This is a genomic window from Psychrobacter sp. ASPA161_9 (assembly GCF_051970275.1).
In the GTDB taxonomy this organism is placed as follows: Bacteria; Pseudomonadota; Gammaproteobacteria; order Pseudomonadales; family Moraxellaceae; genus Psychrobacter.
Window position 1 is genome coordinate 1 of record NZ_JBEFNI010000002.1, and the last position, 15,715, is coordinate 15,715.

The 15,715-nt window shown below is 41.6% G+C and carries 12 protein-coding genes; 6 read left to right on the forward strand and 6 right to left on the reverse strand.

The features are described from left to right. Positions 1-69: 69 nt before the first annotated feature. Entirely contained in the window at positions 70-900 is an 831-nt protein-coding gene (locus ACTQ9S_RS03050; RefSeq protein WP_440453703.1) for a Cof-type HAD-IIB family hydrolase, read from the reverse strand. 394 nt (positions 901-1,294) lie between these two features. Between ACTQ9S_RS03050 and ACTQ9S_RS03055 the strand changes: the two genes are divergently transcribed. Next, positions 1,295-1,924, forward strand: coding sequence for a hemerythrin domain-containing protein (locus ACTQ9S_RS03055; RefSeq protein ID WP_440453705.1), 630 nt, complete (start codon positions 1,295-1,297; stop codon positions 1,922-1,924). 53 nt (positions 1,925-1,977) lie between these two features. Here the strand turns inward: ACTQ9S_RS03055 and ACTQ9S_RS03060 are convergent, their stop codons facing one another. After that, entirely contained in the window at positions 1,978-2,844 is an 867-nt protein-coding gene (locus ACTQ9S_RS03060; protein ID WP_440453707.1) for a hypothetical protein, read from the reverse strand. Between the two features lie 11 nt (positions 2,845-2,855). Beyond that, the gene (gene parC / locus ACTQ9S_RS03065; protein WP_440453708.1) at positions 2,856-5,162 is read right to left on the reverse strand and encodes a DNA topoisomerase IV subunit A; all 2,307 of its coding nucleotides are present in this window, start codon (positions 5,160-5,162) and stop codon (positions 2,856-2,858) included. A 589-nt stretch (positions 5,163-5,751) separates the two neighbouring features. Between parC and ACTQ9S_RS03070 the strand changes: the two genes are divergently transcribed. From ACTQ9S_RS03070 to ACTQ9S_RS03090, 5 genes are all read left to right on the forward strand, one after another. Then, the gene (locus tag ACTQ9S_RS03070; protein WP_068329465.1) at positions 5,752-7,482 is read left to right on the forward strand and encodes an AMP-binding protein; all 1,731 of its coding nucleotides are present in this window, start codon (positions 5,752-5,754) and stop codon (positions 7,480-7,482) included. Positions 7,483-8,406: 924 nt separating this feature from the next. After that, positions 8,407-10,131, forward strand: a complete 1,725-nt coding sequence (locus ACTQ9S_RS03075) for an AMP-binding protein (protein WP_440454026.1) — start codon at positions 8,407-8,409, stop codon at positions 10,129-10,131. Positions 10,132-10,480: 349 nt separating this feature from the next. Beyond that, a complete protein-coding gene (rph, locus tag ACTQ9S_RS03080; RefSeq protein WP_068037906.1) occupies positions 10,481-11,197 on the forward strand; it encodes a ribonuclease PH in 717 nt (238 codons plus the stop codon). Positions 11,198-11,293: 96 nt separating this feature from the next. Beyond that, positions 11,294-11,785: a hypothetical protein gene (locus ACTQ9S_RS03085; protein WP_068037903.1), complete on the forward strand. Its 492-nt coding sequence runs from the start codon at positions 11,294-11,296 to the stop codon at positions 11,783-11,785. A 275-nt stretch (positions 11,786-12,060) separates the two neighbouring features. Further along, positions 12,061-12,966 (forward strand): hypothetical protein, encoded by a 906-nt coding sequence (locus ACTQ9S_RS03090; protein WP_440453710.1) that lies wholly within the window; start codon positions 12,061-12,063, stop codon positions 12,964-12,966. Positions 12,967-13,164: 198 nt separating this feature from the next. Here ACTQ9S_RS03090 and hemJ read toward each other — a convergent pair whose 3' ends face one another. The 3 genes from hemJ to ACTQ9S_RS03105 all read right to left on the reverse strand — a co-directional run bounded on the left by hemJ (position 13,165) and on the right by ACTQ9S_RS03105 (position 15,587). Continuing rightward, entirely contained in the window at positions 13,165-13,599 is a 435-nt protein-coding gene (gene hemJ / locus ACTQ9S_RS03095) for a protoporphyrinogen oxidase HemJ (RefSeq protein ID WP_068037901.1), read from the reverse strand. A 104-nt stretch (positions 13,600-13,703) separates the two neighbouring features. Continuing rightward, positions 13,704-14,876, reverse strand: coding sequence for a biotin synthase BioB (gene bioB / locus ACTQ9S_RS03100; protein WP_440453711.1), 1,173 nt, complete (start codon positions 14,874-14,876; stop codon positions 13,704-13,706). A gap of 204 nt (positions 14,877-15,080) precedes the next feature. Next, entirely contained in the window at positions 15,081-15,587 is a 507-nt protein-coding gene (locus ACTQ9S_RS03105) for an SCP2 sterol-binding domain-containing protein (protein WP_440453713.1), read from the reverse strand. Positions 15,588-15,715 lie beyond the last annotated feature (128 nt).

The following is a 15,715-nucleotide window of genomic DNA, read 5'->3' on the forward strand; positions in this document are numbered from 1 at the left end:
CTACTGACAAGGGTTTTTGTTGGCTATAAAGAAAAGAATTTTTAACGGTTTCGCTTAACTCTATTCTAATTATGACGCTATCTTAAATTGCTCAAGTACCTTTTGAATACCATATTCTTCAATAGTCCCAGTGACAAAGTCCGCACGCGCTATAAGGGCAGGTTGAGAGTCGCCCATGGCTACCGCGTAACCAACCAAATCAAACATCTCCAAATCATTCATACCATCGCCAAACGCCATGCATTCGTTCACATCCATAGCATAATGCTCGCATAAATCTCTAATACCTCGTGCTTTGGATGCTTCTACTGGCAAGATATCTGCGCCAATTTGATGCCAATGCACCAGTTTTAACTCGTACTGGGCAAAGTTGACGTCTTGCATTTTATCTTCTTGATTGTTAAAGAATACCGAGCACTGATAGACAGGGTTTAATTTGTAATAGTCCGGATCAACGATAGAGTTTGGCGTTCTGGCATTATATTCGCGCAGACGCTCGTTTTCGTTTGACCATGCGATATGGGTCGCAGAGTCGAATTTATGGATAATTTCGCTCGTTTGGCATAGCTGGACGATTTTGTCATTTTGCTCAGCGGATAAAGGGTAATGACTGATAAGACCGTCTTTATTAAAGCTATATTGTCCATTCATACAGATAATGGCGTCCAATATATTGTCGTCCAATAATGCCAAAATATCATCTGGAATAATGGCTTTAGAACGCCCTGTCGCAATCACTAGCTTGATGTCAGTTTTAGCCAGTTGCTCGAGGGTCGCCTTATTATGTTCAGCAATAATACCGTTACGGCTTAGCGTATCATCAATGTCAAAGAATATAATTTTGGGGGTGGCTACTCTGTTATGCATATTAGCATTCACAGCTTTATCTACAATAAACATGATTATCCTTTATGTTTTAAACACTACTATGAAGGGTGGCCAAATATCGCTCGGCACTGCTTCCGTGATGGTGTTTGTCATTATGGGTCTAATTTTACAGTGGAAGTAGTATAGCAGTACGTGGCTTCTGACTGAATTATGTAACACATTGATTAGATTATTATTTATAGTGGCTATATATGCATATTCAAGACCTTCATACTCAAGTATGCCGTTGATTTTTAAATTTTAGACTATATTTATATTCTACATATTTATTTGAATGATTTTAGTAATTCTAAATAATAAGTAATTTGTTTTTAGATTTCACTTTTTTCTATAAATAGCCTTCCTGATAATAAGAAAGCTAATTAAGCAAACGTAACTGGTAAAGGCAATTAACAAGGGCAAGGCAATGGATAACTCACCTCAAAGCATTACTATTAAGAATGTTGCTGTCAAAGATGGTGCTATCAAAACCGTTGCAGATGAGGATTTGTTTACTCTGTCACCGCGTCATCCCGATAGTCGGCTTGAGATGGACTGGTTGTTCTTATTTAACAAGCTACCACCAGATCAATGGTTTAGCACAGATTATGCTTACAAAATATCGGGCTGGCTAAAAGTACATACTAACATACGCAAGCGTCAGCGTATCTTGACACAGATAAGTGAGGCTTATCAATCTGGCGAGTATGACTGGTCAGAGTATCGCTCGCAGATACTGAAGCGTATCAATATGCATGTGCTCAAACTGCATCAACATCATGGGGTAGAGGACGAGGGGTTTTTCCCTGAGTTTATTAGGATGTATCCGCAGCTACAGGCAGGGTTTGAGATATTGGGTCGCGACCATGTGCGCTTGGATGCGCTACTCGATAAGCTACAAGTGCAAAACGATACGCTGGCAAGAAGTGAGGTTGAGGATAAAGCGCTGGCGGAGCAATTGCATCAGACTTTGGTGGATGCGACCGATTTACTTTCGCAACATCTGACCGATGAGGAAGACTTGGTCATTCCGATTTTGGGATTACGGCAGGGTTAGGGTAGAAGACACAGATTAAATTATAGATAGTGATCAGTTTTATAACAAAGATATTAGTCCGAGATAATAATTTCAGGGAGGCTGCTATCTATATTTACTAACGTATTGTCCACCTGAACTAAAATCCGCGTGCCATTTTCAGTTGGCTCATCTGTAAATAACCAATTAGGGAATACACACATAAGCATATTCTTAGTCGTTTTAAGGCTTTTCTTCTTTTTCAGTTTTGCAATATTAGTTTGAGTATCAGGTGTTTTATACACATAATGCATTACTTGTTGCCATACTGCCCAACCGTCACTGCGTTTGCACGACTGATAGGCTTCATCAAAGGTATTAGCTACTTGGTTAATGGTCACTACTTCTGAAAAGAGATTCATATGTTCTATGATGAAATCTATTTTCATCTTAAGTTCGCTTTTTAGTTTTTCTAGTAAACAGCCAGCGTCGTTATATTCAAATTGTAAACGTTTTAAAACAACCTCATGAGGTTGTTTAAAGTTTGAGTTTGGGTCGACATAATAATTTTCAAAATGATGAGTGAAGTTATTTCTATCAGTTATTATTTTTTGAAATAGATTTTGAATTCTTTGTCTATCTATCACTCCATGTGACATTTTAAATGAGATTTTAAACTCATCTTTATCATCAGATTCTTTATTCTCATCCACATCCTGGAGATCACAAAGTAAGCTGACTAAGCTCCCCATAGTGTTTTTTGTAGTATTTACGCTAGGATTGAAAGACCATGATATGGGTGTGGGTCTATCTTTAGATATATCAGAAGAAGTTACAGTGTAATCCGAAAATTCGATGAGTCTTTTAGCAATTCTTTCTATTTCTTGGTATCGGAGAGCATTTAAACCCACCTGATAAATGATTTTATCAGATGGGGCGCTTAGAGATTCCGGCATGGTCATACTTCTACTCATCAACCAACCTCAACACTCGTCACATTCTGAAAGCCTCTGGGCAACTGTCCACCACGATTACCACGACTGCCCGTATAATTGGCTAAATCATTGGGTTTTAGCGTCACATGACGTTTACCAGCGGTAATGATTAGGCTGTCTTGCTGACTGAGTGGCGTGATGGCAAGCACTTCTTCACCGTCTTTTAATTTAATCAGCTTATTACCCTTACCACGAGCCTGTTCAGGCAAATCATCAAGAGCAAATATCAATAGATATCCCGCATTGGTCACGACAGCGAGATGGTCAGGCGCTACATTTGCATTGGTTTCTGAACCGTCAGCATTAGCAATCGTTTCCACTGGTGCATCGATACGCGCAACAGAGAGCAAGCGACTATCAGCCGCTAGATTGATAATATTTTTGCCCGCTTTTTGATTGCTATCGAGATTGCCAATAGTATTGATAAAGCCATAACCTGCTGAGCTGGCAAGGATGATACGTTGATCGTCAGCACCCGTTAATAGCTGCTCAAAGCTGGCACCTGCGGGTGGTTTGAGTACGCTGGTTAGCGGATCGCCTTGACCACGGGCGGATGCGAGGCTATGCGCATCGATACTATAACTGCGTCCAGTGCTATCGAGCACGTAGATTCTCTCATTGGATTTGCCGCGCACGTGGGCTTGATAGCTATCGCCTGAGCGATAGGTCATGCCAGCAGCATCGACGTCATGTCCTTTAGCGGCGCGAATCCAGCCTGCTTTCGATAGGATAGCAGTGACAGGCTCGCTTGGTACGAGGTCAGACTCTTTTAATGCTTGCGCTTCTTCGCGTTCTGCCAATTGTGCCACGCGCTCGTTACCGTGTTCTTTCATATCGGCGGTAAGCTCATCAATCATCAGATTGGTCAGGCTGTCTGGATTGTCCAAGTACTCTTGAATGATGGCGCGTTCGGCTGCCAGCTCATCTTGCTCGCGGCGAAGCTCAATCTCTTCTAGTTTAGCCAGCTGACGCAGACGAATGTCCAAGATAGCATTGGCTTGTATCTCAGTCAGGTCATAGTCTTGCATCAATGATAATTTTGGATCGTCTTCTTCACGAATAATACGAATGACTTCATCGATATTCAGATAAGCAATCAGCAAACCTGCAAGGATATGCAAGCGCTTATCGATTTTATCGAGGCGATATTGCAAACGGCGCGTGACTACCGAACGGCGACAGACGAGCCATTCTTCTAGAATTTCTTTGAGGTTTTTGACCTGCGGCTTACCGTTTAGGCCAATCATGTTCATATTGACGCGGTAATTGCTTTCAAGATCAGTACTGGCAAACAGATGGCTCATTACTCGCTGCACGTCGACGCGGGTAGATTTTAGCTCTAAGACGATACGGCAAGCGTTTTCATGATCTGACTCATCATGAATATCAGTAATCCACGGCAACTTTTTATCCGTCATGAGCTTAGCGATTTGCTCTTGAATCTTATTGCCTGACACTTGATAAGGAAGCGCATCGATGATGACGAGATTTTTCTCTTTTGGGTCGACATGATAGGTGGCGCGCATTTTATAGCTACCACGTCCACTCTCATACATCGCCTGTAAATCTTTTTTACTGGTAATGATTTCAGCAGGGGTTGGCAAATCAGGCGCTGGTATCGATTGGGTTAATTGTTTAACTGATAGCTCAGGATTTTTCAGCAGACGAATAGCCGCACGTACCACTTCATTAAGGTTATGCGGCGGGATATCGGTTGCCATACCAACGGCAATACCGGTCGTACCATTCAATAAAATATTGGGCAGGCGGGCAGGTAGAGTGGTTGGCTCTTGCATGGTGCCATCGAAGTTATCTTGCCAATCGACCGTGCCTTGTCCTAGCTCTGCAAGCAAAGTATTGGCATAAGCAGACATTTTGGCTTCGGTATAGCGCATTGCAGCAAACGATTTTGGATCATCTGGGCTACCCCAGTTACCTTGACCCGTGATGAGCGGATAGCGATAACTAAACGGCTGCGCCATCAGTACCATGGCTTCATAACAGGCGCTATCACCATGCGGATGATATTTACCCAGCACATCACCGACCGTACGCGCAGACTTTTTCGCCTTCGCAGTCGATTTTAGTCCCAGCTCGCTCATGGCATAAACGATACGGCGTTGTACGGGCTTTAGACCATCAGCGATATTGGGTAGCGCCCGATCCATAATGACGTACATAGCGTAATTGAGATAGGCTTGTTCAGTGAACTCCGCGACTGAGCGGGTATCCATTGGTTCACTTGGGATAATGGGCGTAATCGTATTATCAATAACATCGGACATAGAATAGGTTTCGCTTCTGAGTTTTTAATTAGTATGATGTATATAGTGCTGCATATTATGTGCCGCGCTCCATTTAAGGTGCGGAATTAACTTAAAGATAAGATAGCGCTATCGTAAAGGATATTGCGTCAATAAAAAAGGTGTAAGCTAGAATAGACGACAGGTCATGACGTGCTGATATGTACCGATACAGCAGCAAATACTATATATGATTCTGCCATTAATAGGCTGATAGTAAGTTCGTTTAAAAAAGCCGTGTGAATATAGATTTGATGACTGCTTGTAGTTAATACCGATTAGCCGATGTCAATAGTAATTATCAATAAATAGAATAAGGCGTGATTCTATACAGAAAGAAACAAGCAACAATAGCAGTTAATAGATGCCTATCTAATGCTGAGGAATAATACGAAAAATGCTAGTGTTTATCACCTATATAATTGATTATAAAGTAAATGTTAGGCGTCAAGTAACTTTGCGAACTCAAGTGCCAATCTTTTATATTGAGTAGTGTGTACAAAGTGTGTATGTTAAAGAACAAAGGGGTATTTACCACTGATTGCACAAATTCATTAGGAGAAATAAGATTATGGATAATCAAGTCAATTTAACCCGTCGTAATGATAAGGTCTGGCTGAAAACCTATGAGGCGCTTGGGCTAACTTACGATATTGACATGCCAGCCGAAGATACCTCACTGATCGATATTTTTGAGCAGAGCTTCGTTAAACATGGTGACAAAACGGCATTCGTCTGCATGGGCTCCTCAATTACTTTTAAAGAAGTAGACTTATATAGCCGTCAAGTTGCTGCTTATTTGCAGTCACTTGGACTGGTAAAAGGCGACAAAGTCGCGGTCATGATGCCTAATATTTTGCAGCTACCGGTTACAGTCATTGGCGTACTGCGTGCAGGTCTAACCTTAGTCAATGTCAATCCACTATATACTACCAAAGAGCTTGAACACCAGCTGACTGACTCTGATGCTAAAGCACTTATCTTGGTCGAAAACTTTGCCAAGACCTATCAAGATATTGGTCGCAAAGTCGTAGAGCATGTCGTCATCACAGGTATGGGCGATTTGATGGGCACGCTAAAAGGCTTTATGGTCAATACAGTCGTCCGTCACGTCAAAAAACTGGTCCCAGAATACAAGATTGCAAACAGCGTTGAATTCAAAAACATGCTTAAGCAAAGTCCGGCAAGTAAATACCAACGCCCAAGCAATATCAGCCTTAGTGATGTGGCAGTCTTACAGTATACCGGTGGTACCACTGGGGTTGCCAAAGGTGCGATGCTGACTCACAAAAATCTCGTTGCTAACCTTATTCAGTCTGATACCTTTTTGGGTAGTGCTTTTGATGAGTTTGATAAGAGTAACGAGCAGCCTGTCATTCTGACGGCTTTACCGCTATATCATATTTTCTCCTTTACTGTCTGCGGTATGTTTGGTATTTATCGCGGTTGTATCGGCCTCCTAGTACCCAACCCGCGTGACCTTGATAGCTTATTAAAAGCTTATAAGAATAATCCACCAGCGTTTTTCCCAGCAGTAAACACTTTATTCAATGCGCTTGCTAATAATGAAGAGTTTAAGGCGATGGATCATAGTAAGCTGCGCATGTCGATGGGTGGCGGTATGGCAGTCCTTAGCTCAACGGCAGAAAAATGGCGTCAGGTAACAGGCAATATCATCGTCCAAGGTTACGGTTTGTCTGAGACTTCACCAGTCGCAACAGCTAACCCCTTTAATAGTGCTACGTTCAGTGGCAACATTGGCGTACCAATGCCAGATACTGACGTTGCTATCTTAGATGAAGCCGGTAACGAGCTTGAGCTAGGTGAGCGCGGTGAGATTAGTGTCCGTGGTCCGCAAGTAATGAAAGGCTACTGGAATCGCGATGATGCTACTCGTGAAGTCATGACCGATGATGGGTTTTTCCGTACGGGCGATATTGGGATTATGGATGAAGAAGGCTATGTCACTATCGTTGATCGTAAAAAGAATATGATTTTGGTCTCAGGCTTTAACGTTTATCCCAATGAAGTCGAAGAAGTGATGGCTGGTCATCCAAAGATTTTAGAGTGCGGAGTCATCGGTGTTGAAGATGAGAAGAGTGGCGAGGTTCCAAAAATATTCGTTGTACGTCAAGATAACAGTCTTACTGAAGAGGATGTTCTTGCCTACGCTAAAGAGCATTTGACTGGCTATAAACGCCCACGTCATGTTGAATTTATCGATGAGCTACCAAAATCGAACGTTGGTAAAATTTTGCATAAAGACTTACGTAAGCTTGAAGAAAAAAACCACGCTTCTTAATACTAAAGTCTTGAATGGTGCTTAAATGTTTGGCTTTATGATAATGGCTTTTAGCTAGAGCATATAAGTTAAAGCATTTGCGTTAAAGAGTATGGATTAAAAGCTTATATTAGTGCAGTACTATTTATGCCAATAATGATGAGGCCGTTTAAGTACGGTCTTATCATTTTTTATGGTCAATTTTCAGCGAGGTTTGATTATATAGTCAGTCCAATATGAAAAAGATACAGTGGGACTGGGATGAATTTTTTGCAGCCTCTGTCAGCGTAGGCACAGCAAGCCAGAAAAATTTATACCAGTTTCGCGTTATTGAATAACGTATCCATTTTATTTAGTATCGACTATAGTAGACCTCTTGCAAAAGTACCAGTTCATTGACTTTCACTGACGAAGTTACAAGGGCTAGCGATGACTTATGCAAGAGGTCTACTATAAATATGAATTAGGGTGATGAGAGGCATTCTATTAAGAGGGTACAGCGTTCTATCTACATGCAATTATGGAGACTTTTTAGCAAAACTGTTATAGTACGGACGTAGGCAACAGGGCAGACATTAGTTATTATTATCACCTATTAGAGTAACTAAGTAGATTCATATAAAGTTATTTATAAGCAATATGTAGGCTCGTAGATACTAATAACTATTTAGGTTACCTATCTCTAACATCCGATTTTTCATGTTTAACAATGAGAAATTTTCAGTGATTTATATTTATTATCTGCATTCTAATGACTTTATGTTCACAAATAATTATTCATAAATCCAGTATTCGTATCATCATTATATTATTCTACGTCTTTAATTGTAGTACTTAGGAAAAGTTATGACTGACAATGCCAACAACAGCGGTACTAATAAAAACACGCCAGACCAAGCGCCTGCTAACAGTGGTGAAAACCATGCGCATAAAGACGCACAAATAATGTCGGATATGACTGTGTTTCCTACCATGCCTACTATCCCAAGTGATAGACCATGGCTTGACGCTTATGAGCGTTATGGTATCGATGCGACTATTGATATGCCTGATGATGAGACCTCTTTGCTTGAAGTATTTGAGCGCAATTTTCGTCGTTACGGGCAAAAAACTGCTTATATTTGTATGGGCTCGTCAATTACCTTTAAGCAATTAGATTTATATAGCCGTCAAATCGCCAGCTACCTACAATCATTAGGATTGGTTAAAGGTGACAAAGTTGGGGTAATGATGCCCAATATTTTGCAGTATCCTATCGTCATGCTCGGTATCATCCGCGCAGGTATGGTATTGGTCAACATCAATCCGCTCTATACCAGCCGTGAGCTATCACATCAGCTGCATGACAGCGGAGCAAAAGCATTATTTATCGTCGAAAACTTTGCCAAAACTTATCAAGACGCTGAAGATAAAGGCCAAGTTGAGCATGTGATTGTCTGTAAGATTGGCGACATGCTGGGCTCAGTCAAAGGAGTAGTGGTCAATCTAGTCGCACGCCATATCAAAAAGATGATTCCATCTTATAATTTGCCAAATAGCACTAGCTTTAAGCAGGCGTTAGGCGCGGTATCTGCAAGTAAATACCAGCGTCCAGATTTGTCGCTAAGTGATGTGGCTTTATTACAATATACTGGCGGTACGACTGGTGTGGCCAAGGGCGCTATGCTGTCTCACGGTAACCTAGTGGCCAACATGCTACAGATTAGCGTACTAATTAACAGCGCTTTTGAAGACGATATCAATAGTGACGATGTGATTTTGACGGCTTTACCGTTATATCATGTGTTCTCGTTTATGGTCTGCGGTATGTATGGTATGTATCAAGGCTTTGCAGGCTTATTGATTCCAAATCCACGTGATTTAGATGGTCTCATTAAAGAGATGGATAAATATAAGCCATCATTTATTCCTGCAGTGAATACCTTGTTTAATGGCTTGGTACAAAAAGATAGCTTTGCTAAATTGGATTTCTCAAACCTCAAAGCGGCTATCGGCGGCGGTATGTCAGTATTGCCAAGCGTGGCCAAAGAATGGCATAAAATCACCGGTTTGCCTATTGTAGAGGGTTATGGTCTGTCTGAAACTTCTCCAGTGGTTGCCTTTAACCCAATGACCATTGCAGAATTTACTGGCAAGATTGGTATTCCAGCATCAAGTACTGATATCGTATTAATTGACGATGAAGAAAACGAAGTTGCTATCGGTGAGCGCGGTGAGATCTGTGTTAAAGGTCCGCAAGTAATGATTGGCTACCAAAATCGTCCTGATGAGACCGCCAAGACCTTTACCGCAACCGGTTACCTAAAAACGGGTGACATCGGCATCATGGACGAAAAAGGCTTCATTAAAATTGTTGACCGTAAAAAAGACATGATTATCGTTTCTGGCTTTAACGTCTATCCGAATGAAATTGAAGAAGCCATGAGTGAGCATCCAGCAATCGTAGAGTGCGGTGCGATTGGTATACCGAATGATGAGCGCGGTGAAGATCCTAAGTTGTTTGTGGTCAAAAAAGGCGATGTTACGGAAAAAGAGCTGCTCGACTTCGGTAAGAAACAACTGACTGGTTATAAACGTCCACGCCATATCCAGTTCGTCGATGAGCTACCAAAATCAAACGTCGGTAAAATATTGCGTAAAGAGTTACGTAAGATGGAAGGGTTAGAATAAGGTGCTTGCTATTTGACATGCTGACCTGCATTGAAAATATAGAACAAGTCTAAGTATCGTTAAGTTGCTTTGGGTTGCCTTATTTGAGCTTCATTTTGCTCTACTCTGATTATGTTTTTTATCAAAATCACCACGTAATAACAATGACTTATATTGCTATTGCGTGGCTGTCACGTTAGGATATCTCAGATTTTAAGTCTGCTACCGTTCATAATATTCAATTATTAACGGCTTTTTAATTGGCGACTAATTAAAAACCACCGCTTAACAAGTCATTGGCAGACGATTACTTTTATTTTATATCACTATTTTATACCACTGCTTTTACAACATCGTCCTAGGAAATTTTATGCGTATTGATAACCGTGAGCTCAACCAACTTCGTTCGATTAGCTTTGAGCGCCACTATACCAAGCATGCCGAAGGGTCAGTGTTGGTCAGCTTTGGCGATACCAAAGTATTGTGTACAGCGAGTGTTGAGTCAGGTGTTCCGCGCTGGCTAAAAGGTAAAGGCAAAGGCTGGATTACCGCTGAATACGGTATGCTACCTCGCGCGACCAATACCCGTAATCAGCGTGAAGCGGCACGTGGTAAGCAGTCTGGTCGTACCCAAGAGATTCAGCGCCTCATCGGTCGTAGCCTACGCGCCATGATTGATCTTAGTAAGCTTGGTGAAAATACCATTTATCTTGATTGTGATGTCTTGCAAGCCGATGGTGGCACGCGCACGGCTAGTGTGACTGGTGCTGCTATTGCTTTAATCGATGCGCTTGAAAGTATCCAAAAGACCAAAAAACTAAAAGCTGATCCATTGATTGGTTTGGTTGCTGCGGTCTCTGTCGGCATGAAAGATGGCGAAGCTTATCTAGATCTAAACTATGAAGAAGATGCCAGCTGTGATACTGATCTGAACGTAGTAATGACGCAAAAAGGTGAGTTCATTGAGCTTCAGGGTACCGCTGAAGAAAAGCCATTTACCCGCGCTCAAGCTGATGACATGCTAATCCTTGCTGAAAAGGGTATTGCTGAGCTTATTAAGATGCAACAAACTGCGCTTGGCTGGTAGTTTTACGAAAGAATCCACTGACATCGAAGAGCTGCTCAACGAACAGCTTTTTGATTTACTTGCCGCTCAATAGGTCGCAACCAAAGGTACGAATGCATGCTAAAGCTCACTGATGACGGAGCCAAGATTACCTTACAGGGCCAGCCTCCAGCAGGTGATAATGGTCTGTTTTGGTTTGGATCAGCGTTGTTAATTGGTGCCGTAGCAGTGGCGTTGGCAATGAGCCTATTGCCAGAGCGCCTAGCGATTGGGGCGCTTGCCCTGCTGATTGTAGGTAGTTTTATCTTTAATCGAAAACGGCAACAGCGCAAAAAAGCCATGAGCGGTAACATTAACAGTGGTGTCTTATGGGTACGCGTAGGCGAGCTGGTACATGACAATAACGGTCGCCGCGAGCATATCAATCTGAGCGATGGCGATAAAGTCACTCTCTTTGGTGAGCAGCTCCAGATTATTAATGCAGATAATGTGCGCAAGTACCATATTAGTGGTTTTGACACTGTCCAAGAAGCGCAGGCAACTAAAGCTATATTAGAAGGTCAAGTGCTCAATAAGCGCCATGTTAATATTAAAATGAATAGCGACTAAATTTTTTAGAATGTAAGTTTTTAGAACGAAATTATTTATATAACGATTTTTAGACTACAATCTTTAAAAGATAAAGCCATCTTTAAACAGATGGCTTTTTCTTTGTTTATTTTTACTCACTATTTTTAACTTACCTTTCGTCTTTATTTTTATACCTTCTGTCATCTGAAAATCATGAATAAAGCTTGCAGCATCCTGCCTAAATAGTTTATAACTAGAAACTAGTAATTTCACAGTTATCGCAAATTTTGTTGCTGTCTTGAAAGGAGCTGGTTATGCCGCCATCGTCGGTTATTACCTCAGATAAAGTACGATTATATAAAGCGCCACTACATAAGGCGTTATCCACCCCATCCAATTTTATAAAAAACACTTCTACAAAGCCTGTTTCTATAAATTTTATTTCCATAAAAAAGGCATTCATCACAGCATTATTAATATTTTTGAGTAGTGCAAGTTATGTGCATGCTGATAGTATGAGTGCCCTTATCGCACAAAAAACAGCTCAACCTGAGCTGGCAGTACCTGGCGCCAAAATCAATACACGCTCGACTATCCAGCGTACCCGTACTAACTATTCAACGATTAACAACACTAATAACAATAGCTTTGACACTCAGCCCACGTCGAATGCGTATGGTTATAGTCAGCAGCCTCAAACTGCGCCTGTATCGAAGGCATCTTATCGCTATCCTGAAGTACAGCGACAAGCGCCCACCGTCTTGCCTGCATTTTTATCGGGCAGTTATGATAACGTCGATAGTGAGTATCTACCATTACTTAGTAACGCTGAAAATCAAAGTAGTATGGCCGCACGCGAGGTGATAAGTACAGCACGCAAGATGGCACTCAACGAGCGTGCAATCATTCAAGGCGGCTGCTGGGACTATCTAAACGAGGTGTTTAAGCGGGCAGGAGTAACGCGTGATACGGTACATAAAGGTGCTTATAGACAAGGCCCTTATGCCAATAGTAATGAGATTGAGGTTGGTGACTGGCTCTATTATATCAACCATGGCTACAATGGTGTCGAGCATAGCGGCCTGTTTGTCGGCTGGGTCGATGAAGCTGCTAAACAAGCCCTTATACTGAGCTATGCTGGTGAAAACCGCCGCGAGCCAGCGCGTTATCGAGTTTATGATTTGAGTAATGTATACCAAATCATGCGTCCAACTGTTTAGGTAGGGCAAGTTAGGTAGTGCAAAGTATTTAGGTAGTGGATTTAATTTTTTTCATCACTACTTCTCATTCATTCTTTGCAAGAAAAGCTATCGTGCAAACAGCCATAAAAAAGCGTCCGTGACTTATGAAAGTAACGGACGCTTTTTATTGTTAAAGTATGAATTGCTGTCAATTTAACTAAGTTTTCTAAATAAGTTTTAGAAGGGCTTAACGACCACTAAAATGACGATAATGACTAAGGCAAAGACTGGTACTTCATTAAACCAGCGCCAAAATTTATGGGTTTTATAGTGTGGATTATCAATTAGTTTTCTCCGATAAAATCCACATGCGCCATGATAGGCTGAGAGCAAAATGACTAGAAAAATCTTAACATGTAGCCAGCCTTGGGTTTTATATACTTCCCAGCCAAGTCCTACCATCCATAGACCTAAAATCCACGTTGCTATCATTGACGGAGTCATGATACCGCGATATAGCTTGCGCTCCATCACAATGAAGCGCTCTTGACTAATAAGATCGTCACTCATCGCATGATAGACAAAAAGCCGCGGTAGATAAAAGATCGCCGCAAACCAGCAAACCACCGCAATAATATGTGCCGCTTTAATCCAGTTAAAATAATCTGCCATAGTTTTCTCTTGTTGTCTCGTCTCTTAATACTTATATGCGTAATATATAAACGTCGGCAAGCTTAGCGCAGATTAATTGATAATGGTAGCAGCACATCGTTAAGCTATTCTGCCAACACTACTTGCGATTGATGACCGCTCATAGCATCTATAACTGGCAGTTGCTTGGGTGCTCTTGGTGCCGCGAATTGCGCAGTCAAGCCCAGCTCGCGCATTAGCCTATTATCATTAGATTGGCTGGCATTACCTGTCGTCAGAAGCTTATCACCATAAAAGAATGAATTGGCACCTGCCATAAACGCCAAAGCCTGCTCGGCATCGGATAGGCTTTCGCGTCCAGCAGATAGGCGCACATAACTGCTTGGACAGCAAATACGCGTTACTGCAATCGTACGAATCCATTCCAGCACAGATAGCTCACCATCTGCCAATACTTTATCGCCGATTGGTGTACCAGCAATAGGGACGAGCAGGTTAACGGGAATAGACTCGGGTGCTTTGGGCATTTTAAGCAATTCATGTACCCAGTCGATACGGTCGTCACGGCTTTCACCCATACCTACGATATTGCCACTACAAACATTAATCCCTGAGTCGCGTACGTTCGTTATTGTATCAAGACGCTCGTCATAGCTACGCGTGCTGACTACTTGCTCATAGTAGCGACGCGAGGTATCTAGATTATGATTATAGTAATCAAGCCCTGCATCGGCCAATTGTGCTGCCTGATCAGGGTTTAGCATACCAAGCGTCATACAAGTCTCAAGACCCAAACTCTTAACTTCTTTAACCAACTCGACCACATAAGGCATGTCTTTGGCGCTCGGATGTTTCCATGCTGCACCCATACAGAACCGCGATGAGCCGCTGGCTTTTGCGCGTTTGGCTGCGGCGATAACTTTATCAACTTCTAAGCGTTTTTCTGCCTGCAATTTGGTTTTGTCACGGTGATGACCTGATTGCGAGCAGTAACCACAGTCTTCAGGACAGTTTCCTGTCTTAATCGATAGCAAAGTACTAATCTGTACTTCATTGGCAGTGAAGTTTTGACGATGAATCGTTTGCGCTTGTAATAATAAGTCCATTAACGGTAAGTCGAATAACTGCGCAATCTGCTCACGGCTGTGTTTAATCGGTGAGGGTTTGATTTCTGTTGCTAAGCTATCCGTAGAAAAAAAACTGGTGGTAGAGTCTGAGCTAACATCAGTGTTACTACTAGCTTGGAAGTTATCATCAGCTTGTGGATTAGGTTCTTTGATTGAAAGCAGTCCTGCCATGAGTTAAATCCTTTTAGGGTAATATGAAAAAAATCAGATAAACTAAAATAATTACTGACTAATAAAACAATAAAAAAGGTTACGGTAACCGTAGTATACCGCAACCTTTTTATAAAATCAGAGCACTGTTAAAAATGCTGTCAGATAGTGTTTGTAATGATATTTGCAAACTCTATCTCTCTAGGCATATAACGCTACCGAGCATTATTTGCCAATTTTATGCTTAGCGACACCAATCCAGTGATGAGCTAACTTTTGCGCTTTATATGCATAAGGTTTCGCTTTTTGAATGTATGGTTTGCACTCTTCTGGCATAGTAGGCACGATATGCTTAGCAAGCTTGTTGAACCACATCATTAAGCTGTAATCGCCTTCTATACTTAGGTTGCCTTCTTGAACAGCAGTCATAAAGGCAGGAAGATCACCTTTAGATAAAAGCTTAACACCAGTCATTGAATCTTTAAAGTTGATAGTCAGATCTGGCTCATCAGCGTGACCACTACGTTGACTAAACTTCCCATTATCAAAGCTAAAATGACGTGCGATGTTAGACTCAACACTGGCAAGCTCGATAGTAACTTTACGATCAGCGAACAGTTTTTTGATGTCTTCATTATCGCTATCAGCAAGCATGGATAGGCGATAGCCAACCACAGCTAGTAACACGTCTAATGGATCAGATTTGATATCTAACACAGGAATAGTAAACATAGTCAGGCTCCTAAAAATGAGTATAAGAATAAGTGTGTAGAATATAGATGTTGAATAAACGCCACTTTATATTAATTTTCACGACAATCATATACGTAAATTATAAACGACCATCTACCTTTAACACT